This is a genomic window from Acidiphilium sp. 20-67-58 (genome assembly GCF_002255515.1).
In the GTDB taxonomy this organism is placed as follows: Bacteria; Pseudomonadota; Alphaproteobacteria; order Acetobacterales; family Acetobacteraceae; genus Acidiphilium.
Genome location: NZ_NCAS01000035.1, coordinates 1 through 23954, shown reverse-complemented (window position 1 = coordinate 23954; position 23954 = coordinate 1). Strand labels below are relative to the sequence as shown.

General features: G+C 66.1%; 21 protein-coding genes. 10 read left to right on the top strand and 11 right to left on the bottom strand.

What is annotated here, in order from left to right:
• Positions 1 to 159: 159 nt before the first annotated feature.
• The 10 genes from B7Z76_RS12990 to B7Z76_RS12945 form a co-directional block, all read right to left on the bottom strand.
• Positions 160 to 750, bottom strand: coding sequence for a sarcosine oxidase subunit gamma (locus tag B7Z76_RS12990; protein WP_291344411.1), 591 nt, complete (start codon positions 748 to 750; stop codon positions 160 to 162).
• Positions 743 to 3739 (bottom strand): sarcosine oxidase subunit alpha family protein, encoded by a 2997-nt coding sequence (locus B7Z76_RS12985; RefSeq protein WP_291344409.1) that lies wholly within the window; start codon positions 3737 to 3739, stop codon positions 743 to 745. The genes B7Z76_RS12990 and B7Z76_RS12985 overlap by 8 nt, the downstream gene beginning before the upstream one ends.
• Positions 3736 to 3990, bottom strand: coding sequence for a sarcosine oxidase subunit delta (locus B7Z76_RS12980; RefSeq protein WP_291344407.1), 255 nt, complete (start codon positions 3988 to 3990; stop codon positions 3736 to 3738). The genes B7Z76_RS12985 and B7Z76_RS12980 overlap by 4 nt, the downstream gene beginning before the upstream one ends.
• A gap of 11 nt (positions 3991 to 4001) precedes the next feature.
• Entirely contained in the window at positions 4002 to 5255 is a 1254-nt protein-coding gene (locus B7Z76_RS12975) for a sarcosine oxidase subunit beta family protein (RefSeq protein WP_291344405.1), read from the bottom strand.
• A 123-nt stretch (positions 5256 to 5378) separates the two neighbouring features.
• A complete protein-coding gene (betA, locus tag B7Z76_RS12970) occupies positions 5379 to 7037 on the bottom strand; it encodes a choline dehydrogenase (protein ID WP_291344403.1) in 1659 nt (552 codons plus the stop codon).
• A 13-nt stretch (positions 7038 to 7050) separates the two neighbouring features.
• The gene (betB, locus tag B7Z76_RS12965) at positions 7051 to 8514 is read right to left on the bottom strand and encodes a betaine-aldehyde dehydrogenase (RefSeq protein ID WP_291344401.1); all 1464 of its coding nucleotides are present in this window, start codon (positions 8512 to 8514) and stop codon (positions 7051 to 7053) included.
• Between the two features lie 14 nt (positions 8515 to 8528).
• Complete coding sequence (locus tag B7Z76_RS12960; protein WP_291344399.1) at positions 8529 to 9782, bottom strand: glycine betaine/L-proline ABC transporter ATP-binding protein; 1254 nt, start codon at positions 9780 to 9782, stop codon at positions 8529 to 8531.
• Positions 9779 to 10639 (bottom strand): choline ABC transporter permease subunit, encoded by an 861-nt coding sequence (gene choW, locus B7Z76_RS12955; RefSeq protein ID WP_174502229.1) that lies wholly within the window; start codon positions 10637 to 10639, stop codon positions 9779 to 9781. Before choW ends, B7Z76_RS12960 begins: the two co-directional genes overlap by 4 nt.
• A gap of 61 nt (positions 10640 to 10700) precedes the next feature.
• Entirely contained in the window at positions 10701 to 11639 is a 939-nt protein-coding gene (locus B7Z76_RS12950) for an ABC transporter substrate-binding protein (protein ID WP_291344397.1), read from the bottom strand.
• A gap of 168 nt (positions 11640 to 11807) precedes the next feature.
• Positions 11808 to 12146 (bottom strand): multidrug efflux SMR transporter, encoded by a 339-nt coding sequence (locus B7Z76_RS12945; protein WP_174502231.1) that lies wholly within the window; start codon positions 12144 to 12146, stop codon positions 11808 to 11810.
• Between the two features lie 532 nt (positions 12147 to 12678).
• Between B7Z76_RS12945 and B7Z76_RS12940 the strand changes: the two genes are divergently transcribed.
• From B7Z76_RS12940 to B7Z76_RS12900, 9 genes are all read left to right on the top strand, one after another.
• Positions 12679 to 13872, top strand: coding sequence for an outer membrane beta-barrel protein (locus tag B7Z76_RS12940; protein WP_291344395.1), 1194 nt, complete (start codon positions 12679 to 12681; stop codon positions 13870 to 13872).
• Between the two features lie 156 nt (positions 13873 to 14028).
• Positions 14029 to 15129 carry an ABC transporter substrate-binding protein gene (locus B7Z76_RS12935; RefSeq protein WP_291344393.1) on the top strand — a complete coding sequence of 367 codons (1101 nt, stop codon included), beginning with the start codon at positions 14029 to 14031 and terminating at the stop codon, positions 15127 to 15129.
• A complete protein-coding gene (locus B7Z76_RS12930; RefSeq protein WP_291344392.1) occupies positions 15126 to 15992 on the top strand; it encodes an ABC transporter permease subunit in 867 nt (288 codons plus the stop codon). Before B7Z76_RS12935 ends, B7Z76_RS12930 begins: the two co-directional genes overlap by 4 nt.
• Positions 15989 to 16771, top strand: a complete 783-nt coding sequence (locus B7Z76_RS12925) for an ABC transporter permease (protein WP_174504734.1) — start codon at positions 15989 to 15991, stop codon at positions 16769 to 16771. The genes B7Z76_RS12930 and B7Z76_RS12925 overlap by 4 nt, the downstream gene beginning before the upstream one ends.
• Entirely contained in the window at positions 16771 to 17832 is a 1062-nt protein-coding gene (locus B7Z76_RS12920) for an ABC transporter ATP-binding protein (protein WP_291344390.1), read from the top strand. The genes B7Z76_RS12925 and B7Z76_RS12920 overlap by 1 nt, the downstream gene beginning before the upstream one ends.
• Positions 17829 to 18617: an inositol monophosphatase family protein gene (locus tag B7Z76_RS12915; RefSeq protein ID WP_174502236.1), complete on the top strand. Its 789-nt coding sequence runs from the start codon at positions 17829 to 17831 to the stop codon at positions 18615 to 18617. The genes B7Z76_RS12920 and B7Z76_RS12915 overlap by 4 nt, the downstream gene beginning before the upstream one ends.
• Positions 18611 to 19459: a phosphodiesterase gene (locus tag B7Z76_RS12910; protein WP_174502237.1), complete on the top strand. Its 849-nt coding sequence runs from the start codon at positions 18611 to 18613 to the stop codon at positions 19457 to 19459. The genes B7Z76_RS12915 and B7Z76_RS12910 overlap by 7 nt, the downstream gene beginning before the upstream one ends.
• Positions 19460 to 19662: 203 nt before the next feature.
• Positions 19663 to 20472 (top strand): glycosyltransferase family 2 protein, encoded by an 810-nt coding sequence (locus B7Z76_RS12905; RefSeq protein ID WP_408736377.1) that lies wholly within the window; start codon positions 19663 to 19665, stop codon positions 20470 to 20472.
• 26 nt (positions 20473 to 20498) lie between these two features.
• Positions 20499 to 21128 carry a TVP38/TMEM64 family protein gene (locus B7Z76_RS12900; RefSeq protein ID WP_291344387.1) on the top strand — a complete coding sequence of 210 codons (630 nt, stop codon included), beginning with the start codon at positions 20499 to 20501 and terminating at the stop codon, positions 21126 to 21128.
• Between the two features lie 5 nt (positions 21129 to 21133).
• On the opposite strand, the gene B7Z76_RS12895 is transcribed toward B7Z76_RS12900, so the two are convergent.
• A complete protein-coding gene (locus B7Z76_RS12895) occupies positions 21134 to 22585 on the bottom strand; it encodes a phospholipid carrier-dependent glycosyltransferase (RefSeq protein WP_291344385.1) in 1452 nt (483 codons plus the stop codon).
• Between the two features lie 196 nt (positions 22586 to 22781).
• Between B7Z76_RS12895 and B7Z76_RS12890 the strand changes: the two genes are divergently transcribed.
• Complete coding sequence (locus tag B7Z76_RS12890; protein WP_291344373.1) at positions 22782 to 23789, top strand: FliM/FliN family flagellar motor switch protein; 1008 nt, start codon at positions 22782 to 22784, stop codon at positions 23787 to 23789.
• The last annotated feature ends 165 nt before the right edge of the window (positions 23790 to 23954 follow it).

Genomic DNA, 23954 nt, shown 5'->3' with positions numbered 1-23954 from the left:
TGTCGTTCAGCCAGAAAAGTTCCGCCATGCTCCAAGTCCTCCGAACAGACTTGAATCAGACGCCCCGTAGTCATGGCAATAGGTACAGAACCTAGAGCATCATCCGATCAGATGGAATCATCTGATCGGATCAAGATGCTCTAGATCTGACGCTGCCGCTCAGATCACCCCATCCGCGCCGAGACGCCCCTGGTCGGGGTATTCCCGGCCGATGGTCGCGAGAAGGCTCCAGAGATAGGGGGCGAAGGAGCGCCACACCTCGATGTGGAAGCGGGTTTCCGCGGTGCGCCAGAGCACGATGTCGGCCTTGCCGAACAGGGTGCGGGTGGCCATGCCGACGGGGAAGGCGGCGAGGTCGAGATCGAGCGGACAGAGAGCGTTCAGCATCGCCGTGCAGTCCGGCCCCTCGATCGAGACGCCGAGCTGGCGGTGGGAAATGTCGGTCAGCGCGTAGTCGTGCGGTGTCAGAACCGCGGCGAGGGCGGCCTCGAAGCCTTCCCAGGTGTCGGCGACCGGTGAGAGGAGCAGGAATTCGTCGGGGCCGAGGCGGATCGCGGTGCGGGAGCCTGACTCGGTGGCGCGGTTCATCCCGAGGGTCAGATCGACCTCCAGCGCCGCGCCCGCTTCCCCGATGACGGAGGGTTTGACGCGCAGCGAGAAGCGGGCGGCGCGGGGCATCTCGCGCGTCCTTGTATCGCCGATGAGGCCGGCGAGCGGGGAGGCGAGGCCGGTCTGCATCAGGTCAGCCATCGAGCCTGGCTCCTTCACGGTCGTAGAATACCGGATCGGTGAGACGGACCGGGATCGCGCGGTCCGCGAGTTTCACGTGCAGCGTCTCGCCGATGCGGTCGCGCCCGCCGCGCACCAGGGCAAGGGCGATGGAGCGGCCGAGCGTCTCGCTCCAGTAGGCCGAGGTGACATGGCCGAGAATTTCGGCGGGCGGGGGCAGGTTGGGATCGGCAACGAGGTGGGATCCTTCCTCGAGCACGACATCGCCGGGCTCGGTGAACAGGCCGACGAGCTGCTTGCGCCCGCTCTGGCCCGCAAAGGCAGCACGATCGAGCGCGCGCTTGCCGACGAAGTCGGGCTTGGCCTTGCCGATCGCCCAGGCGAGGCCGACATCGTCGGGCGTCGCCGTGCCGTCGGTTTCCTGGCCGACGATGATGTAGCCCTTCTCGGCGCGCAGCACGTGCATCGTCTCGGTGCCGTAGGCAGTGATGTCGTGCCGGCGGCCGGAATCGAACACTGCCTCCCAGACGGCGCGGCCATAATCGGCGGGGACGTTGATCTCGAAGCCGAGCTCGCCGGTGAAGCTGACGCGGAACAGCCGGGCCGGGATGCCGGCGACGCGGCATTCGACCATGCTCATGTGCGGCATGGCAGCGCCGGAGATGTCCGCCCCCTCGACGAGCGGGGCGATCACGTCGCGGGCGCGGGGGCCCTGGACGGCGATGACCGCGTATTGCTCGGTGGTGGAGGTGAGCCAGACATCGAGCTCGGGGAACTCGGTCTGCAGGTAGTCCTCCATCATGGCGAGCACGCGCGGCGCGCCGCCGGTGGTGGTGGTGACGTGGAAGCGGGTGTCGGATAGGCGCCCGATCACACCGTCATCGATCACGAACCCGTCCTCGCGCAGCAGCACGCCGTAGCGCAGGCGGCCGGGCTTTAGCTTGGTCCAGGCATTGACGTACATGCGGTTGAGGAACGTGGCGGCATCCGGCCCCACGACCTCGATCTTGCCGAGGGTCGAAGCGTCGAAGATGCCGACGCTCGCGCGCACGGCGCGGCATTCGCGGGCGACGGCGCGGTGCATCGTCTCGTTGCCGCGGGGGAAGTAGCGGGCGCGCTTCCAGATGCCAACATCCTCGAACACCGCGCCCTGTTCCTCGGCCCAGTCATGGATCGGGGTGTGGCGCTCGGGCTCGAACAGCGCGCCGCGGGCGTAGCCGGCGAAATAGCCGAACGGGACCGGCGTATAGGGCATCCGGAAGGTGGTGGTGCCGATCTCGGGGATCGGGCGGCCCAGCTCGGCTGACATGATGCCGAGCGCGTTCATGTTGGAGAGCTTACCCTGGTCGGTCGCCATGCCGTTGGTGGTGTAGCGCTTGACGTGCTCGACCGAGCGAAAGCCCTCGCGCAGGGCGAGCGAGATGTCCTTCGCGGTGACGTCGTTCTGGAAGTCGATGAAGGCGCGCACCGCGCCGGGGTTGCGGCCGTGCGGCGTGGCGCCGAGAAAGCCGCCGGTGGCGGCGGGGGCGTTGGCGACCTCGATCGCCACGGCGGGCGGGGCGGTGAAGCCGGCGGCGGTGGCGGCCGCCTCGCCGGCGGCGCGGCCGGAGGCGAGGGCGTCGGCCAGCGAAATGGCGCCGGCGGCAGCACCGGCGGCGCGGCAGGCCTCGGCCGGCTCACCGGGGATGAAGGCGTCGAGCGCGGGATCGAAGCGGAGCTTGCCGCGGCTCTGCGAAAAGAGATGCACACTCGGGGTGAAGCCGCCGGACATCAGCACGAGGTCGCAGGGGAGGCGCTCGCCGGCGCCGCCGTCGCGCCGCGCGATGGTGGCGGCGGTGACGCGCAGCCGCCCTTCGGTGCCGGTGAGGGTGCAGCCGGGGCGGATCGGCAGGCCGGCGGCGCGAGCAGCCTCGACCAGTTCGCCGGACGGATCGGGGCGTAGATCGGCGATCGCGGCGATGCGGGCGCCGGCGCGATGCAGCGCGAGGGCGGCGGCATAGGCGGAATCATGCGCGGTGAAGACGACGGCGTTGCGGCCCGGCAGCACGCCGTAGCGGGTGACGTAGGTGCGGGCGGCGTCTGCCAGCATGATGCCGGGGCGGTCGTTATCGGGGAAGGCGAGGGGGCGCTCGATCGCGCCGGTGGCGATCACCACCTCGCGGGCGCGGACCTGCCAGAGCCGGCCGCGGGGCTGGGTGTCGTCGGGTTCGCCGAGATGATCGGTGAGGTCCTGGGCGAGGCCGATCATGTTGTGCGGAAAATAGCCGAAGGCGATCGTGCGCGGCAGGATGGTGACCTGTCCGGCGGCCTGCAGCCAGCTCAGGCGGGTGGCAAGGAAGCTGGCTGCGGCGTCGCCGTCGAGGGTCGCATCCGTCTCGGCGAGCAGGGCGCCGCCAAGCTCGGCCTGTTCGTCGCACAGGATCACCCGCGCGCCGGACGAGGCGGCGGCCAGGGCGGCCTCGATGCCGGCGGGGCCGCCGCCGACCACCAGCACGTCGCAATGGGCGTAGCGCTGGGCGTAGCAGGCGGCATCCGCCGCCTCCGGCGCGCGGCCGAGGCCGGCCATGGCGCGGATGCGCGGCTCGAAGAACCGCGTCCACGCCGCTTTCGGCCACATGAAGGTCTTGTAGTAGAAGCCGGCGGGGATGAATTTCCAGAACAGGTCGGTGAGGCCGGCGAAATCGCGTTCGAGCGAGGGGGAACGGTTCTGGCTTTCAGCGACCAGCCCGTCATGTAGGACGACCTGGGTGGCGCGCAGGTTGGGGGTGTAGTGCCCCTCGTCGCGGCCAACGCCGACCAGGGCGTTCGGCTCCTCGGCGCCGGCACTCAGGATGCCACGTGGACGGTGATACTTGAAGGAGCGCCCGACCAGGTGGACGCCGTTGGCGAGCAGGGCCGAGGCCAGCGTGTCGCCCGGATGGCCGGCATAGGCGCGGCCGTCGAAACGGAAGGCGAGGGTGCGGGAGCGGTCGATCCGCCCGCCCTCGGCAAGCCGGAAGCTCTGGCTCATCGTGCGGCTCCGCGGTCGATCATGTCGGTGTAGGTGTTGCGACGGAGGTTGACGAAGCGGCCGCAGCCATGGGCGTGGCGCCAGCGTTCCTCGAAATCGCCGCGGGCGTTGCGGCGGATGTAGAGGTACTCGGTCCAGGCGGCGTCATCGACGGCGCGCGGTTCGGCGGCGCGGACGCGATGGGCCTCGCCGCCATAGGCGAATTCGATTTCCGGGCGGTCACCGCAATGCGGGCAGGGGATCAGCAGCATGGCGGGACTCCTCAGTGCGCGACCGCGGCGGCGGCGGCCTCGTCGATCAGCCGCCCCTCGGCGAAACGCTCGAGGCTGAAGGGGGCGTTGATCGGGTGCGGTTCGTCGCGGGCGATGGTGTGGGCGAAGAGATCGGCGGAGCCGGGCGTGGCCTTGAACCCGCCGGTGCCCCAGCCGCAATTGACGTAGAGGCCGGGGATCGGGGTTTTCGCGATGATCGGCGAGCGGTCCGGCGTGACGTCGACGATGCCGCCCCAGTTGCGCAGCATGCGCATGCGGCGGAACATCGGGAACAGCTCGCAGATCGCCTCCAGCGTGTGCATCGAGATGTGCAGCGCGCCGCGCTGGCTGTAGGAGATGTAGGCATCGGTGCCGGCGCCGATGACCAGCTCGCCCTTGTCGGACTGGCTGATATAGGCGTGGATCGTGTTCGACATGACGACGCAGGGAAAGCACGGCTTCACCGGCTCGGAGACCAGCGCCTGCAGCGGGAAGCTTTCGAGCGGCATGCGCAGCCCGGCCATCGCCATCACCACCGAAGTATTGCCGGCGGCAACCACGCCGACGCGCTTCGTCGCGATCGGGCCACGCGTGGTCTGCACGCCGCTGACGCGGCCGGCGGCGTCGCGGTCGATGCCGGTGACCTCGCAATTCTGGATGATGTCGACGCCGATTGCGCTGGCGGCGCGGGCATAACCCCAGGCGACGGCGTCGTGCCGCGCCGTGCCGCCGCGCCGCTGCAGCGCGCCGCCGGTGACCGCATGGCGCATGCCGGGGGCGATATTCAGCGGCGGGCAGAACGCCTTCGCCTGCTCCGGGGTGAGCCATTCATTGTCGACGCCGTTGAGGCGGTTGGCATGGACGTGGCGGCGGAAGACCTGTTCGTCATGCACGTTATGAGCGAGCATCAGCACGCCGCGCTGCGAGAACATGACGTTGTAGTTCAGCTCGGCCGAGAGGCCTTCCCAGAGTTTCAGCGCGTGGTCGTAGAGTGCGGCGCTTTCGTCGAACAGGTAGTTCGAGCGGATGATGGTGGTGTTGCGGCCGGTGTTGCCGCCGCCGATCCAGCCCTTTTCCAGCACGGCGATGTTGCGCATGCCGTGCTTGCGGGCGAGGTAATACGCGGTGCCGAGGCCATGGCCGCCGCCGCCGATGATGACCGCGTCATACGCGGGTTTCGGGGCGGCATCGCGCCACTGGGCCTGCCAGCCGGCCTGGCCATCGAGCGCGCGCCTGATCAGGGCAAGGGCGGAAAAACGCTGCATTCGGAACTCCTGTCATCGCGACAATGCCATGATGGAGACAGCTTCACATCGCGCGATACGAAGCGGGAGTTGTATCGACGCGACATGTGGCTGATCATTTCCGCCGTGCTGCCCGGCGCGGCATCAGCGCTGGGCGGATTGCCAGTGTTCGGCGCGATGAAACGGCGCATTGCTCGGCGGCAGCGGATCGCGGCCGCGAATGTGGTCGGCGGCTTTCTCGCCGATCATGATGGTGGGCGCATTGAGATTGCCGTTGGTGATGCGCGGCATGATCGAGGAATCCGCAACGCGCAGGCGCTCGACACCGATCACGCGGGTTTCGGGATCGACCACAGCGAGCGGATCGGCGGCATCGCCCATGCGGCAGGTGCCGCTGGGGTGGTAGGCGCTTTCGACGGCGCCGCGGATGAAGACGTCGATCTCGGCATCGGTGGTGACATCGGCGCCGGGGGCGATTTCGGCGCCGCGAAACGGGGCGAAGGCCTCCTGCGCGAAGATTTCGCGGGTAAGGCGCACGCAGGCGCGCATGTCCGCCCAGTCCTGCTTATCGCTCATGTAGTTGAAGAAGATCCGCGGCTTGGTTGCGGGATTGCGGTCGCGCAGGCGGACCCAGCCGCGGCTGTTCGAGCGCATCGGGCCGACATGGGCCTGGAAGCCGTGCTGGGTGGCATGGGCGCGGCCATCGTAGCGGATGGCGACGGGGAGGAAGTGATACTGGATGTCGGGGTATTCGACGCCGGCGCGCGAGCGGATGAAGCCGCAGCTCTCGAAATGGTTGGTGGCGCCGAGACCGTCGTGGAACAGCAGCCAGCGCAGGCCGATCATCGCCTTGGCGAGCGGGTTCATCGACGAATACAGCGTGATCGGCTGGGTGCAGGCGACCTGGAAATAGAATTCGAGGTGGTCCTGCAGGTTTTCGCCCACACCGGGACGATCGGCCACGACGTCGATGCCCAGCGCGGCGAGCTCGGCGGCAGGGCCGATGCCGGAACGCTTGAGCAGTTGCGGCGAGTTGATGGCGCCGGCGGCGAGGATCACCTCGCGGCGGGCACGGGCGACGATGTCCTGCCCGAAGCGGCGATAGGCAATGCCGGTGGCAGCCTTGCCGGCGAAGACGATGTGCGAGACCAGGCTGCGCGCGTGGAGGGTGAGGTTGGGGCGGTTGCGGATCGGCCGCAGATAGGCGTTTGCCGTGCTCCAGCGGCGGCCGCGATGGACGGTCATGTCCATCCGGCCGAAGCCTTCCTGCTGGTAGCCGTTGACATCGTCGGTCACGGGGTAGCCGGCCTGGCGCCCGGCCTCGATGAAGGCGCGGTAGAGCGGATTGGCGAGGCGGCCGTAGCTGGTGTGCAGCGGGCCGGAATCGCCGCGATAGGCGTCGCCGCCCTCGGCACGGGTTTCGGCGCGGCGGAAATAGGGCAGCACGTCGCGCCAGCCCCAGCCGCGCGCGCCCATCGCCTCCCAATGTTCGAAATCCATCGCGTTGCCGCGGATATAGACGAGGCCGTTGATCGAGGAGGAGCCGCCGAGCACCTTGCCGCGCGGCGTGTGCATCCGCCGCCCGCCGAGATGCGGCTCGGGCTCGCTGTGATAGCCCCAGTCGTATTTCCTGGTGTTCATCGGGATCGACAGCGCGCTCGGCATCTGGATGAAGGGCGAGCGGTCGGAGCCGCCGAATTCGAGCAGCAGCACGGTGGTGCTGCCATCCTCGGTGAGGCGGTTGGCCATCGCGCAGCCGGCGGAGCCGGCACCGACGATGATGTAGTCGTATTCGCTGGGCATGATTAACGTCTCGTCAGTAAGGAGAGTCCACCGGTGCCAGGGCGACGTAGACGCTCTTGATTTCGGTATAGGCGTCGATCGCGGCGCGGCTGTTCTCGCGGCCGTAGCCGGACTGCTTCATGCCGCCGAAGGGAAGCTCGATCGGCGTGATGTTGTAATGATTGATCCAGCAGGTGCCGGCCTCGAGGCGGGTGACGAGCGTGTGGGCGCGGGCGAGGTCGCGGGTGAAGACGGCCGCGGCGAGGCCGTAGGGAGTGGCGTTGGCGCGGGCGATCGCCTCGTCCTCGTCGTCGAAGGCGAAGACCGACATGACCGGGCCGAAGATTTCCTCGCGCGCGATCGTCATGTCATCGGCGCAGCCGGCGAAGATGGTGGGTTCGATGAAGGTGTTGCCGGCGGGCACGCCCTCGGTGCGGCGCCTTCCACCGCAGATGAGGCGCGCGCCCTCGCGCTGGCCGGCCTCGATGAAGCCCATGACCCGGTCGGCGTGTTCGGGCGAGATCAGCGCGCCGATCTCGGTGGCGGGATCGAGCGGATCGCCGATGACGAGGCGCTGCGCGCGAGCGGCGAGGGTTTCGACGAAGCGGTCATGCACCGAGCGGTGGACGAACACGCGGGTGCCGTTCGAGCAGATTTCGCCGGAGGAGTAGAAATTCGCCAGCATGGCGGCGGCCACCGCGCTGTCGAGATCGGCATCGGCGCAGACGATGAGCGGGGATTTGCCGCCGAGTTCGAGCGTGACGCGCTTGAGGCTGGCGGCAGCCTCGGCGGCGACGGCCTTGCCGGTGGGGACCGATCCGGTGAGGGAAATTTTCGCGACGCCGGGATGGCGGACGAGGGCGAGGCCGGTTTCACCAAAACCGTTGATGACGTTGAACAGCCCATCCGGCAGGCCAGCCTCGCGGTAGATGGCGGCGAGTTCGAGGGCGGTCAGCGGGGTTTGCGGCGCGGGCTTGAAGATGACCGCATTGCCGCATGCGAGGGCAGGGGCGGATTTCCAGCAGGCGATCTGCAGCGGGTAGTTCCAGGCGCCGATGGCGGCGACGACGCCGAGCGGCTCACGCCGGGTGTAGCCGAAAGCGCTGGGCCCGAGATCGACCGCCTCGCCGGTGATGGAAGCGGCGATACCGCCGAAATATTCGAGGCACTCGGCGCCGGAGATAACATCGACAACGCTGGTTTCAGCGATCGGGCGGCCAGTGTCGAGCGTTTCGGTGCGGGCGAGTTCATCGTTGCGTTCTCGCAACATGGACGCGGCGCGGAGCAGGATGCGCCCGCGCGCCGCGGCGGGGGTCGCGGCCCAGGCGCGCTGGGCCTCGCGCGCCGCGGCGACGGCGGCGGCGACGGTTTCGGCGTCGGCGATCTCGATCTGGGCCAGCACGCCGCCGGTAGCGGGGTTGCGGGTTTCGAAACGCGCGAGGCCGGCGCGCGACCAGGGGCCGCCGGCGATGAAATTGCGGCGGGGTTCGCCTGTCATGGCAGCGCTCCGGTTCAGCTGGTGGCGAGGGCGGGGGTCGGGCTCGCGTCATTCATCGTGGCGCGGCCCGCATGGGTGAGGGCGTCGAGCACCTCGTTGGCGCCGCACCAGCCGACGATGCGCCCGTCTTCGGCAACCAGCACGGGATGACCGCTGCGCTGGCGCTGCTCGACGACATCCTTCAGCAGATGGGTGGTCTCGACGATGCCGATGGCACCTTCCGGTGTCGCGGTTTCCCCATCGATCGGGTGGACCGCGATTGCGGCACCGTTGCAGGAGAGACCGTCCAGCGTGCCATCGGGTCGGAGCGACAGGCGGTAGCGCGAAGGGCCATCCGCGAAGGTGAATTGCGCCCCGTGGGCATCGGCCGCGGCATCGAGCGGCCGCATCAGCGAGGCGGCGCGGATGGCGGTGAGGGGGTTCATGTGGCGGACGAATTCCGCGACGTATTCGGTGGCCGGACGCAGCACGATGTCTTCCGGCGCGCCAACCTGGATCACCTGGCCGTCCTTCATGATCGCGATACGGTTGCCGAGCTTCAGCGCTTCGTCGAGATCGTGGGTGACGAAGATGATGGTCTTGTGGAGGCGCTGCTGCAGCGAGAGCAGTTCGTCCTGCAGCTTGTTGCGGATCAGCGGATCGAGGGCGGAGAAGGGTTCGTCCATCAGCAGGATGTCGGGATCGGTGACGAGGGCGCGGGCGAGGCCGACGCGCTGCTGCATGCCGCCCGAAAGCTCGTGCGCGTGCTTCTCCGCCCAGGGCAGCAGGCCGACGAGATCGAGCCAGCGGTCGACCGCCGCGCGGGCTTCGGTCTCGCCGGTGCGGCGCAGTTCGAGGCCGAGTTCGACATTGCGGCGCACGGTGCGCCAGGGCAGCAGGGCGAATTGCTGGAACACCATCGAGACGGCGCGGTTGCGCAGGGCGCGCAGTGTGGCGGGCGGCGGATTGGTGATGTCCACCATCTCGTTATTGTGCGAAATGAGGATGCGGCCGCGCGAGATCTTGTTCAGGCCGTTGACGGCCCGCAGCACGGTGGTTTTGCCCGAGCCGGACAAACCCATGATGACGAAGATCTCACCCTTCGCGATCTCGAGATTCACATCGGCGGCGCCGACGACGACGCCGGTCGCCTCGATGATGTCGGCGCGGGTCTGGCCCGCGTCGAGCATCGCGGCAGCGCGTGCCAAGGGCGCGCGGGCGGCGCGCCTTGCGGCTGGGGGAAACAGGATATCGACATGCTCGAAGCGGGCGGCGAATTCGGGGTTCATGCGTTTTCGCGCTCCGGCCTGAACACGCGGTCGAGAATGACCGCGAGGATGACAATGGCGAGGCCCGAGGTGAAGCCGCGGCCGATCTGCACGGTTTCCATCGCCTCGACCACGGGCTCGCCGAGCCCGCCGGCGCCGACCAGCGCGGCAATGACGACCATGGACAGGCTAAGCATGATGACCTGCGTGAGGCCGGCGAGAATGGTTGGCAGAGCTGCCGGGATCTCGACCTTCCAGAGCAGTTCCCACGGCGAGGCACCGAAGGCCTGGCCGGCCTCGATCAGCGGGCGCGGCACATTCGAAATGCCGACATAGGTCAGGCGAACCGGCGTTGGCGCGACGAACACGATGGTCGAGATGAGGCCCGGAACGCTGCCGAGGCCGAAGAGCACCAGCGTCGGGATCAGGTACACGAAGGTGGGCAGTGTCTGCATCAGGTCGAGCACGGGTCGCAGAATGCGGTAGAGTGTCGGGTGATGCGCGGCGGCGACGCCGAGCGGCATGCCGATCAGCATGCAGGCGAGGGTGGCGTAGGCGACGAGGGAGATCGTCTCCAGCGTGCGCTCCCAATATCCCTGGTTGAGCACGAAGGCGAGGGCGAGCAGGACGAACAGCGCGAGCTTCCAGGATTTCTTGAAATACCAGGTCAGACCGGCAAAGATGACGATCAGGACGATTGCAGGGACGGCGTCGAGCGCGGCCGTAGTCGTATCGAGCAGGAAGCCGAGCACGCTCGACAGAACATTGAACAGCCCCTGGAAATTATCCTTCAGTGCGTTGACGAGCGCCGTCGCCCACGTCCCGAGCGGAATGGCGTGGTGGACGATCCAGTGCTGCACGCTATCGATCGCGTTCATCGGTCAGCCTCCGCGAGCCGGCGCGCACCGGACGGGCGCGCCGGAGAAACAACGGGCCTGATCAGTTCAGGCCGGCGAGGACGGCCGCGGCGCCGGGCTTGCCGGAGACCGTGGTGACGCCATCGAGGGTTTTCTTCACCCAGTCCGGATGGGCCTTGAGCCATGCGGCGCCAACCGCAGAAGCCTGCTGATGCTTGACCTGGACGTCATACATCATCTTGTTCTCGTCGTTGACCGTCAGATAGAAATTATGCAGCAGACGGCCAACATTCGGGCAATCCTTGGCGTAGTCGTGCCTTGTATTGATGTAGAGCGTCGCCTCGCCCTGACGCGGGCCGAAATAGTTCTTGCCGCCGGTGAGATAGTTGATGTGGAACTCGACATTCATCGGATGCGGTTCCCAGCCGAGGAAGACGATCGCCTGCTGCTTCGGATATTTGCGCGCGACTTCGGAGAGCATGCCCGCTTCGCTGGACTGTACGAGGTGGAACTTGCCGAGATCGAATGTATTCGACTTGATCATCGACAGGACATGTTCGTTGCCGTCATTGCCCGGCTCGATTCCATAGATCTTGTAATGCAGTTGCTTGGCAAATTTATGGATGTCCGCGAATGTCTTTAGCCCTTTCTCGTACAGGTAATGCGGCACCACGAGCGTATACTTGGCATGCTTGAGATCAGGGCCGATGACGTCGATCTCGTGTTTCGCCTCGTAGGGCTTTGTGGTGCCGTCCTGCGACGGTGTCCAGTTGTCGAGGAAGACGTCGATCTTGTTGTTGCTGAGACCGGCATACATCACTTCAAGAGAATAGAGCTTGATGTCGGTCTTGTAGCCGAGCGAGGTCGCGACCTTTGAAAACACGGCGTTCTGCACCGCGTTGTCGGTCCAGCCGATATTGGCCATCCGGATCGTCCGGCATGACGCGGGAACGGCTGCATGCGCGATGCCCATACCCATCACGAAAGTAGCCAGCGTTGTGCCTAGAATGGATTTTCTCATTGTTGGTTCCTTTGCTCCGTTATGAATGACCGGTTCGCTCATGCGACCCGCATTGTCCTGCCCTGTCCTTGGAGTTCGTTTTTTCAATCACATAGCGGATGATTGCTGACGGGCTGTATTGCATGGAATCGACGCAGGGCTTGCATCGTTCCGTTTGGGCGGCCCTCGTCAGTGAGGCGGGGCGGCGGCGAGATTGACGATGATGACGCCTAAGGTGATCGTCATGATGCCGAGTATTGTCATCGGCGTAAGATGCTGCCCGAAGCGGAGCCAGCCCACAGCGCTGACGAGAATGATCCCCGCGCCGCTCCAGATGGCGTAGACCACACCGATCGGCATCGAGCGGACGAGAATGGCAAGAAGGTAAAATGCCGCAGCATAAAACACGAGGGTGCCCAAGGCGGGGAGTGCCAGGGTAAACCCGTCTGACGCCTTCAGAAACGACGTCCCTGCCACCTCGCACGCAATTGCGATGGCGAGCAGGGTGTAGGACTTCAGCTCGTTCATCTAATTCATGATCGAGGTAAACGATTGCGCGGTCAACCCACAATGTGGAGTTTATCCATCATGTTCTTAAATCCAATGGATATATATGGACTTTTTGAAAATTGAATATAGCAGCAAAGCCTTGCGCCCGGAGGCAATTCATCCATTCGCTGAGAGATGCGGAAATGTCACAGCTGTTCGATTTGGTACGAAAATGACGCTTTTTTACAAATTTATGACGGTCATATTCAAGACGTTCTGTCGCAGCCGTTCAAGGTTGGGCGGGCGAAAGATACATAATCGCGAAGTCATGACGTCAGGGATAGGCGCTGAAGTGAGGCATGCGCGCCGCCTCACGCACGGATCGTCCGGCAGGCCCGCATTGCGGAGTTTTCTGGTTTTGTCGTTTCTTGCAACGGAGTTTTGCGGGCGCAACCACGGCTTGCCCGCGCACATCCCGGCGGGAAGGGCGCACATGGACAATGCCGCGGGGCGACGGAGTTGGCCAGCCGCGTTGGTGCCGGGCTTCTTTAACTAACAACAGGGTAGTAGGATGAAAACGAAAAGACTGATCGGACGGAAAACTCTCGCTGGAGCCAGCGTGCTGGCCCTGATGGCCTGCGCATCGCCGGCCTTTGCGATGAACCTGCCTGCGGCCCAGAAATTCGATGCCGGCCCGCTCGGCACGCTGGATGTCAGCGGCGGGTTCGACGGGTATTTCTATGCGCTGTCGGGCGCGAGCAGAACAAATCCTCTGGGGATTCAGAAATCCACAGGCGCAATCGCGCGTACGCTCGAGGTCGATATCACCAAGTCGACCGGGCAGTTCCAGTTCACTCTCGACGTGAAGCCGAGCAACTCGCTTTATTTCGGCGCGCAGCCCACTGAGTTGAATGCCCATACGTTTTCGCTTGGGCCGATCTACGCAGCCTATGCGACTTGGGCTCCCAACGCCAACTTCAACATATCCGTTGGTCAGGTGTATTCCACCGAGGGTTGGGAATCCTCGACCGACTGGAAGAACGCCAACCTGATCGACTCTCCGCTCTATTACGTCGAGAATTCATCAAGCCGTGGCGTTCAGGCGAGCTACACCTACGGCAAGCTCTCTGCCACGCTGACCTTCGGCGACGGGTTCGACACTGGCGTGTTCAACACGTTCCAGGAACTTGTGACCTACTCGTTTGATAACAACAACGCGCTTTCGTTCTACGGCACCCAGAATGTCGGCGTGACCGGGCCGGCAGCCCATGCGTACGGTACAACCAGCACTGCCTATGCCAATAGCTACACGCTGACGGGCTATGGCAATTACAACGCAGCCTACGAAAATTCGGATATGTACGGCGCTTACTATTCATATACCCAAGGCAATCTGAACGTTGTGCCGGAGGTGCAATATGTATACGCCAAACCGAACAGCCGGCTTGGTCTCAACAAATTTACCAGCAACTTTGGCGCCGAAGTGATCACTAACTACCAGTTCGGCAAGTCGCCGTGGTCCCTCGGCAGCATGGTATTCTACTACAAGAATATCGGCCAGGAAGGCTGGTATCTGAACGCCAACTCGTCCGGCTTCGGAATCGGGGTGACGCCGTCCTGGATCAAGGGACATGTTTTTGTGCGTGGCGAGGTGGGGCTGCTGCACCTGACTGACCTTGGAACCGGATCGAATGGCGGCTTTGGCTCGCGTGGCACCGATCGCAACCAGGTGATGAGCATCCTCGAAGCGGGTCTCGCGTTCTGACGATTCGCGTTTCACGAAACCTTCATATCCGGCCGCCCTCGTGGCGGCCGGAGACGATGGGCGAGGGCTTCGCCGCGAGCTATACGGTCGCCGCCGGCTGATCCTCGCCACCGAATGCGGGGCCGGCCAGCGGATATTGAAGCAAGGACGCAACACATGGCCGATCTGATCGCATCGCCGCGCCGCACATTCCTCAAACTTGCCGGTGCCGGGCTCGGCGCGGGCCTGCTGCCGGCCGTGGGGCGCGCCGCATCGCCCGCGTTGCTGGGGGCCGCGAAGCACGAAGGGCAGCTCAACACCATTGCGCTGCCGCCGGACTGGGCGAATTATGGCGAGATCATCGCCACCTTCCAGAAAAAATACGGGATCACCATTCACAACGCCGCGCCCGATGACAGCTCGGCGCAGGAATTGCAGTCGATCCGCTCGCTCAAGCACCAGTCGCGCGGGCCGGACGTGGTCGATGTCGGCCCGGCCTTCGCGCTGAACGGCGCGCAGGAAGGGCTGTTCCGGCCCTACAAGGTCGCGACCTGGGACAGCATTCCGGCCTCGATGAAGGATCCGGGCGGGTTGTGGTACGGAGATTATTTCGGCCTCGTGTCGTTCGGCATCAACCGCTCGGTCTCGAAGGCGGTGCCGCATGACTGGGCTGATCTGAAGAAGCCGGAATTCAAGGGCATGATCGCGCTGAACGGCAGCCCGCTCGGCGCCGGGGCCGCGTTCGCCGCGGTGGTCGCGGCCGCACTCGCCAATGGCGGCTCGCTCGACAACATCATGCCGGGCATCGAGTTCTTTGCCGATCTCGCCAAGCGCGGCAATTTCAATCCCTCGGCGGCGACGGCGGCAAGCCTTGTTTCCGGCCAGACGCCAGTGGTGATCAACTGGGATTACCTGAACCTCGCCCAGGCGAAGAAGGCGAAGGGGATGACGCCGATCGACACGGTCATTCCCGAAGGGGCAACGCCCTATGGCGCGTTCTATTGTCAGGCGATCAGCAAGTTCGCGCCGCACCCGAAGGCGGCCGAGCTGTGGCAGGAATTCATCTATTCCGACGAGGGGCAGCTTCTGTATCTCAAGGGCTTCGCCCATCCGGCGCGGTTCTCGGCGATGGCGAAGGCGGGGGCGATTCCGAAATCGCTGATGGCAGAACTGCCGCCGGCCAAGCCGTATGGCGAGGCAGTATTCGCCAACAACGCGCAGACGAAGAAGGCGCAGCAACTGCTGACGGAAAACTGGACGAAGCTCGTCAAGGCGTGAGGCTCCGGCTCAAGGCCGGCGAGGGTGGGGGGCTGACGCTCGCCTTCGTCGGCCCGCTCGTTGTTTACGTGATCGCCTTCCTCGTGCTGCCGACGCTGATGCTGCTGGCGGAGGCGTTCTCGGGAAAGCACGGGCTGACGCTGAAATATGTCGCAGCACTGGGGCAGGGGCAGACGGTGATTGCGTTCCGCAACTCGCTCGTGCTGTCGGCGCTGGCGGCGCTGGTCGGCGTGATCGCCGGCGGGATCGCCGCATATCTGGTGCTGCGGCCGGGCATGCCGCGGGGCGTGCGCTCGCTGGTGACGAGCTTCAGCGCGGTGGCGGCGAATTTTGCCGGCGTGCCGCTGGCCTTCGCCTTCATCGCGACCCTCGGCAGCCTCGGCATCATCACGGTGTGGCTGAAATCGGCCGGGGTCGATCTCTATGGCATGGGGTTCAGCCTGTATTCACTGCCGGGCCTCGTGCTGGTCTATGCCTATTTCCAGATCCCGCTGATGATCATCGTGTTTACCCCGGCGCTGGAGGCGCTGCGGCTTGAGTGGCGGGAGGCGGCGGAGAATCTCGGCGCCTCCGCCTTCGATTACTGGCGCCATGTCGGGCTCCCGATTTTGCTCCCCTCGTTGCTCTCGGCGTTCATCCTGCTGTTCGGCAACGCCTTCTCGGCCTATGCCACACCCTACGCACTGACGTCGGGGATCGTCGCGCTGGTGCCGGTCGAGATCAGCAACGTGCTGTCGGGCAACGTGATGATCTCGCAGCAGACCGGGGCGGCGCTGGCGCTTGGCATGATCGTGGTCATGGTCGGGGTCATGGGCGTCTATGCGCTGGCGGCACGGCGGATCGGCCGGTGGGGACGACGATGAAGGGCGCGGCAGGGCGATTGCTGCCGGAGGCGTGGCTCGGGCTTCTCTTCCTGTATTTCTTCGTTCCGCTGCTCGCGACCGGCGCGTTCAGCCTGTGGGAAGGTGGCTCGCGCTACGGTTTCGCCGCTTACGTGGCGCTGTTCCACCAGCCGAAGCTATGGCAGAGCCTGTTCCTCTCGGTGCGGCTGGCGGTGGAGACGATCCTGCTCGGGCTCATCGTGCTGGTACCTGCGGTGTTCTGGTTGAACCTGCGGGTGCCGCGGCTGCGCCCGGTATTCGATTTCATCTCGGTGCTGCCCTTCGTGGTGCCGCCGATCGCCCTGGTCGCCGGAATGACGGCGCTCTACACGGGGCCGGACTGGCTGGTCGGCACCCCCAATTATCTGGTGATACCCTACGTGATCCTCGCCTTGCCCTATACTTATCGCGCGCTCGATCTCGGCATGCGCGTGCTCGACCTGCGTACCATGACCGAGGCCTCGCAAAGTCTCGGCGCCGGCTGGGGGACGCTGATCTTCCGCGTCGTGGTGCCGAATCTGACGACGGCGCTGGTGGGCGCCGCACTGCTGACGATCGCGATCGTGATGGGCGAGTTCACCTTCGCCAATATCCTGCTGTTCAACACCTTCGCCGTTTACATCAACTATGTCGGCCAGACCTCGGCGACGCAGGCCTCGGCGCTGACGCTGCTGAGCTTCCTGATCACCTGGCTGGCCATGCTCGGCGTGCTGGTCTCCGGCCGGGGCGGGCGCAGCGTGCAGATCGGAGGGGCGCGCTGATGCCGCATCTGGACATCGACGGCGCGGTGAAGCGCTATGGCGGCAAGACCGTGCTGCACGGCATCGATCTCGCGCTGGGGCAGGGGGAGTTCGTCTCGCTGCTCGGGCCCTCGGGCTGCGGCAAGACGACGCTGCTGCGCATCGTCGCCGGGTTCGAGCTGCCGGATGGCGGGCGGGTGGTGCTGGCCGGAAATGACATCACCGATCTGCCGGCGGCGCGGCGCAACATGGGCATGGTGTTCCAGGCCTATTCGCTGTTCCCGAACATGACGGCGGAGGAGAATGTCCGCTTCGGGCTGAAGGTGCGGCGGGAAACTCCGGCGGCGCAGCAGGCGCGGGCGGCAGAGCTGCTGGCGCTGGTGGGGCTCGCCGAGCACGCGCGGAAATATCCGCACCAGCTCTCCGGCGGCCAGCAGCAGCGCGTGGCGCTGGCGCGGGCGCTGGCAATCCGCCCGGCGTTGCTGCTGCTCGACGAACCTCTATCCGCGCTCGATGCCAAGGTGCGGGTGCAGCTGCGCGACGAGATCCGCCGCATCCAGCAGGAGACCGGGGTGACGACGCTGTTCGTTACCCATGACCAGGAGGAGGCGCTGTCGATCTCCGATCGGGTCGTGGTGATGCAGGAGGGGCGGATCGCGCAGGCAGGAACGCCAGCAGAAATCTATGGTGAGCCGGCGAACATTTTCGTGGCGCGGTTTGTCGGCGCGGCGGCGGAGTTGCGCGGCCGGGTGAGGGATGCGGAGGCCGGGCTGGTCGAGCTCTGCGGCCGAGTGGTGCCGGCGGCGCGGGCGCGTGGGCTGGCAACGGGGGCGGCGGTTCACGTGTTGCTGCGGCCGGAGACGGTGCGGCTTGGGCCACCCGGGGCGGCGGAGGCGCTGCTGGAAGGGGTCGTTGCCTCACGTGTGTTCTTCGGCGCGCTGACCTCGATCCGCATCGAGGTGGATGGCGGCTTCAGTCTCGCGGCGGCGATGCCGAGCGCCGAGGCCGGTGCTGTGGCACAGGGCAGCCGGGTTTCGCTCTGGTGGGATGGGGAGGCGCCGCGGGTGCTGGCGGCCGAATGATCCCGGACGGCGCGATCGAGGCTGCGAAGGCGGCGGCGGAGGCGGCGCGGGAAGCGATCCGGCCGTATTTCCGCGCCGGCCTGGGGGCCGACGACAAGGCGGATGCGAGCCCGGTGACGGCGGCGGACCGGGCGGCGGAGACGGCGATGCGCGCGGCGCTGGCGCGGCACACGCCGGGGTTCGGGGTGATCGGCGAGGAATTCGGCGACGACCGGCGCGGGCGGTTCAACTGGGTGATCGACCCGATCGACGGGACGCGGGAGTTCATCACCGGGCGGGCAAGCTTCGTGACGCTGATTGGCCTGGTCGAGGACGGCGTGCCGGTGCTGGGGCTGATCGACCAGCCGATGACCGGCGAGCGGTGGCTGGCAGCGGATGGGCGCGTTGCGTTTACCGGCCCGTTCGGCGGCGTGCCAGGCTGCCGGCGGCGCGCGGCGCTGGGCGAGGCGGAACTCTCCTGCACCGGGCCGGAATGGTTCGCACCCGCGCAGCACGCGGCGTTCGACCGGCTTGGCCGGGCCTGCCGGCGCGTCTCCTGGGGCGACAATGCCTATGCCGCGGGGTTGCTGGCACTCGGCGCGATCGACGTCATCGCCGAGGCCGGGCACAAGCCGTGGGACTGGGCGGCCTCGGTGCCGATCGTCGCGGCGGCGGGCGGGGCGATGTGCGACTGGTCGGGCCGGGCGTTGCGGCTTGACGCCGAGACCGATGGCACCGTGCTGATCCTGGGCGACCCGTCGCTGCGTGACGAGGCCCTTGCCATTCTTCGAGGTGACTCTTGCTGATTGCCCATATTTCCGATCTGCATGTCCGCCCGGTTGGCCGCCCGGCCAACCGGGTGGTCGAGACAAACATGATGGCCGAGCGCGTGCTGCGCCGGGTGGCGACGCTCGATCCGGCGCCGGAGGCGATCGTCATCACCGGCGATCTCGTCGATTGCGGGCGGGACGACGAATATGAGGAGTTAAACCGGCTGCTCGACCGCAAGCTGCCATGTCCGGTCTATGTAGTGCCCGGCAACCATGACCGGCGTGAGGCTTTCCGTGCGGCGCTGGGCCATCTGCCGGGGGTGGCTGCAGATCCGGATTTCGTTCAATATCAGGCTGATATCGGCCCGTTCCGACTGATCATGCTTGACAGCGTGGTGCCTGGGGCGGGGTATGGCGAGCTGTGCCCGCAACGGCTCGCGTTTCTGGATGCGGCGCTGGAGGCGGCGGCGGGACGCAAGGTGCTGATTGGGCTGCATCATCCGCCGGTGCTCACCGGAGTGGCAGCGATGGACAGCATCATGCTGCGCTCGTCCGAGGCGCTGCTGGCGCGCGCGGCGGCGCATGGGAATGTCGCGGCCATCCTCTCGGGGCATCATCACCGTGCGATCCACGCGGCGCATGGCCGGACGATGCTGCTGAGCGTTCCGGCCGCCGCCGGGCACCAGAGCGAGATCACCTTCGATCCCAAGGCGCGGGCCTATTTCCACCTGGAGCCGGGCGGCATTTTTCTGCTTCGCTGGACCGAGCGGGAAGGGCTGACGGCGATGCTCGACAGCGTGGGCGACTTGCCGGGGCCGTATCCGTTCGTCGTCGAGCCGGAGTATCCGGGCATGCGGCGGGAGGGTCCTGCATCGTGAAGTGCCTGGAACATCATTCGGTCAGATGAATTCGTCTGCGCCAAATGTCGCAGAAGAAATATTATGGAACCTAAAGGCGATCAATCTACGCCGGATACAATTTGATAAGCCTTGAGGCTCGATTGTAAGTTCCGGCTCACATGCAGCATCGATGATGGCGGGGCGCGCCATGCCGGGCCTGCACGCGGCGCGAGGGAGATTCGATGATGATCGCATCGCCGCCGCCGTTGCTCGCCATTGTCGTGCCCGTGCATGACGAGGCGCCGAATCTCCCAACGTTGCTCGCCGAGCTCGATACCGCGCTGGCTTGCATCGATCACGAGATCATCATTGTCGACGACGGCAGTACGGACGCGACCCCGGATGTGATCGCCGCCGTTACCGCGATGCGGCCGAATATCCGCGGCCTGCGGCACGCGCTGTGCCATGGGCAGAGTGCCGCGATCGTATCCGGGGTAACCGCGGCGCGGGCGACCTGGATCGCTACGATCGATGGCGACGGGCAGAACGACCCGGCCGATATTCCCGACATGCTTCGCCATGCCTGGCAGGAGGAACGGCCCGGCGTACCGATACTCGTCGCGGGACGGCGTGTGCGGCGGCACGATCGGCTGATGAAGCGCATCGCTTCGCGCATTGCCAACACCGTCCGGGCGCGTGTGCTGCGCGATGGCGTGCCGGACAGCGGCTGCGGACTGAAACTGTTTCGCCGATCCGCTTTCATGGCGTTGCCGCATTTCGACCATATGCACCGATTCCTGCCGGCGCTGTTCGCCCGCGCCGGCGGCTGCACCGTGTTGCATCCCGTTGCCCATCGGCCGCGCCTCGCCGGGCGCTCGCATTACGGCACATGGGACCGCCTCCGGGTGGGGCTGGTCGATCTTGCCGGCGTCGCCTGGCTTCAACGCCGGGCTTGCAGGGCAGTTCTGGCCGAGCCCTCCGGGACCGCGGCAACCACGAACAGCACGGACAATACGGCACCGCCACCAGTTTCTCTGGAAGTGGCCCAGTGAGCGGTGGTCCGGGGCGGCGGGCGCTGGTGCGCGCAACACGCTTGCTCGCTTTCGGGGCGGGATTGCTGATAGCCGCATTTTTACTGCGATTTCAGTCATTCGGGCCGCTTTTCGTGCCACATCCCGGGCAGGGCTGGCGCGATGCGGTGATTCTCGGCGCGCTCGGGGCGCTGGCCTGCGCGATTGGCATGCCGCGGCAGGTGATCGGCTTCGCGGCAGGCTATGCTTGGGGCGTGCTGCCGGGCACCGCACTGGCGCTGGGGGCCCAGCTTGCCGGCTGCACTATTAATCTGCTCTGGGCACGGTTGGTCGGCCGCGCTTTCGTGCAGTCCCGGCTTGGGCGGCGCACAGCCCGCATCGATCGTGCCCTTGCAGCGCAGCCATTTGCCGCAACGCTCGCATTGCGATTGATGCCGATGGGCAGCAATCTCGCGCTCAATCTGCTGGCCGGGCTGTCGAGTGTCAGGATCCTGCCGTTTCTGGCGGGTTCGGCTTTGGGATATCTGCCGCAGACGGTAGTGGCCGCGCTGCTCGGCGCCGGTGGCCGGCTGGGACGAGCGACGGACATTGGCTTGGGCGTCGGGCTGCTTGCGGCATCGATGATCCTGGCAGGCACGCTGCGCCGCAGGGTTATGACGGCGCTGGCGGAGGCCTGACCCCTTCAGCGGCAGGCGGTTCCGGCCGCACAGGCGATGCGGGCTTGTGGCGGACTGACCCGGCGGATGGTGATTTCGGTGCCGGCGCGAAGCGGGGAGGACAGCGGGCCAAAGCGCGCTGCACCCGCCATGAACTGGGTGCGCGAGGGTTGCGCCCCCTGCCCTGCCGGCCCGTAGACCGCATAGACCGTATGGCCGGCGGCGAGGGCCGCGCGGGCGCGGGCAGCATCGAGGGTGACGCGCGGCGTGAGCGCGGTGTCGTAATGGCCGAGCATGATGCGGGCAGCGCCGTCGCTGGCAAGAATGACGTCACCCGACGACATGCGTGCACCAAGCAGTTTCGCCGCAAGATCCCAGCGCGGCCTTGTTTCCGCGTGATAATAGGGGGTGAGGTTCAGAGCGAGGGCCAGCACAGCGACCGGAAGCGCGGCAAGACGCGCCGCCGGAGCCAGTTCATCAAGTCCAAGCCCGGCAAGGATGAAAAAGGGCGGCGCGCTCCAGAGCAGATAGCGCGGCAACAGCAGCGGATGGATCAGGGACAGGAGGCCGAGCGCCGCCGGCTGACCGAGCCAGGCGATCAGCAGCGTCAGGCGTTCGCCGCGAGCAGCGCGCAGATGACGGATGCCGAGGAACGCCAGGACCGCCATCGAGGGGGCTAGGAAAACCAGATGGGTCGGCAGCAGGCGCATGGTGACCATTGTGGCGTCGCGCAGGCCGTAGAGGCCGGCGGCATCGATCAGCATGGTGTGGCGCGTCGGCGCCGGTATCCAGCGAAACCCTGCCATTGGCCCGTGATGCGGGGTGAGAGCGAGCAGCGCATAAGCCGGCGCAAGGAGCAGCAGGATGCCTGCGTTCACCAGGCCCCATGTGCGGATAAGGCGTTTGCGGCCGTGGCTGCGCGGCATCGCGGCGGCAAGAAAGGCCGTGCTGGCGATGAGTGGCCAGGGCAAGGCGTCCGGCAGGACCAGGAGCGAGAGCGCCGTGCCGGCGGCATAGGCGTGCCACGCTGCACGGGACGCCGCGTCAGGCGCGCGGACGATGGCAAGCAGACCCGCCAGGGCGAGCAGCAGCGGTGCCATCATCAGCGTATAGGATCTGGCTTCCTGGCTGAAAGCGACCTGCTGTGGGGCGAAGGCCATCAGCAGGCCGGCGAGCCACGCGCCATGCCGGCCACCGGCTTGGCGGGCGATGGCGAAGACCAGCCCGGCCGAGGCCGCCCCAGCCAATGCCGGGACAAACCGCAGCGCCGCCATCTGCATGCGCACGGGCGCATAGTCGAGTGCTAGGCGCTCGATCAGGAAAAAGCCGGGCAGATGCCGGTTGCGCAGGGAGTCCTGGATCAGATACGGCATCCGGAGTCCGGCGCGGTTGATGGTGATGACCTCATCCAGCCAGGGCGGCTTGTCGCCCAGTCCATGCAGGCGAACAGCGAATGCGGCGCAGACAATGATCGCCACGCCAATCGCCATTCCTGCCCGGCCATCCCGGTCTGCCTCCACCGCCCGCATGGGCGCAGTCTCGCGCCGGCATGTAACAGGGCGACAACAGACATTACGAGGGCGTTCTCAACATTTTGTTAACCGGATTGCGGCAAGGTGAGTGGGAACGGAACGGCCAATCCTGGCGAGCGGCCCTGCGGGAGCAAAGGAGCGGATGAGCGGTCAAGCTCGAACGGACAGAAATGGCGACCCGACGCAGCTGGCTCAGGAAGAGATCGACTCAATCCTGTCCGGTGGAGCTGTTGTCGAAGACGGGGAGCTGGAACCGGAGACCGAAGAGGAAGCCAGCCGGCTTCTCTATGGTCGGGCGGACAGTTATGAACGCCTGCCGATGGCGGAAGTCGTTTTCGAACGGCTGTCGCGAATCCTCGCTGGCTCCTTGCGCAACCTGTTCCAGGACAATGTCGAGGTTCGCCTCACCCGACTTGCCTCGCGCCGGCTTGCCGACAGTTTCTCGGAGATCAGGCCGCTGGCATTGCTCGGCGTGTTCCGGGCGCGGGAATGGGACAATCTCGGGCTCATCCATCTCGATGCCGAAACCGTCAACAACCTGACGGAAATCCTGCTCGGGGGGCGCCGTATGGCAGTCGCGTCAGACCGGATTCCGAAACCGGTGACCTCGATCAGCCGCAACCTGTCCGAACGGCTCATCCGCGTCGTGCTGCACGACCTCAGAAGCAGTTTCGGGCCGATCTGCGACGTCACCTTCGACTTCGAACGGACCGAGACGGACCCGCGCTTCGCGACAATCGGACGCAATTCCGGCGTGGCGCTGACGGCGCGGCTGAGCCTGCAATCCGCCGGCCGGAATTGCACGATCGACATCATCCTGCCCTTCGCGACACTGGAACCCGTGCGCGAATTGCTGCTGCAACAGTTCATGGGCGAGAAATTCGGCCGCGACTCGATCTGGGAAACCCATCTCGCCGAAGAGCTTTGGCACACCGATGTGGAACTCGAGGCGGTGCTCGACGAACAGACGATGAAGCTGGGCGCGGTGATGGAACTGCGCGTAGGCGACATCATCCAGATCAACGCCCCGCGTGGTTCCGACATCGTCCTGCGTTGCGGCAATGTCGATCTTTTCGCCGGCCGCCTTGGCGTGCGGCATGGCAAGCTGGCCGCCGAGATTCGCGGCTGGCTTCCTCGCGCAGGCGAGTAGAGCATCATCCGATCAGATGAGGTCATCTGATCGGATAAAAAGTGCTGTGTCTAAAAATATGATAGACTAGGGTTTGTAGGGATTCATCGTGAGTTGATGACGGCTGCGGCGAGGTAGATCATTGCCTGGAAGCTCTGGTCTGTTTTGCAGGCGCGCAGGGCGATG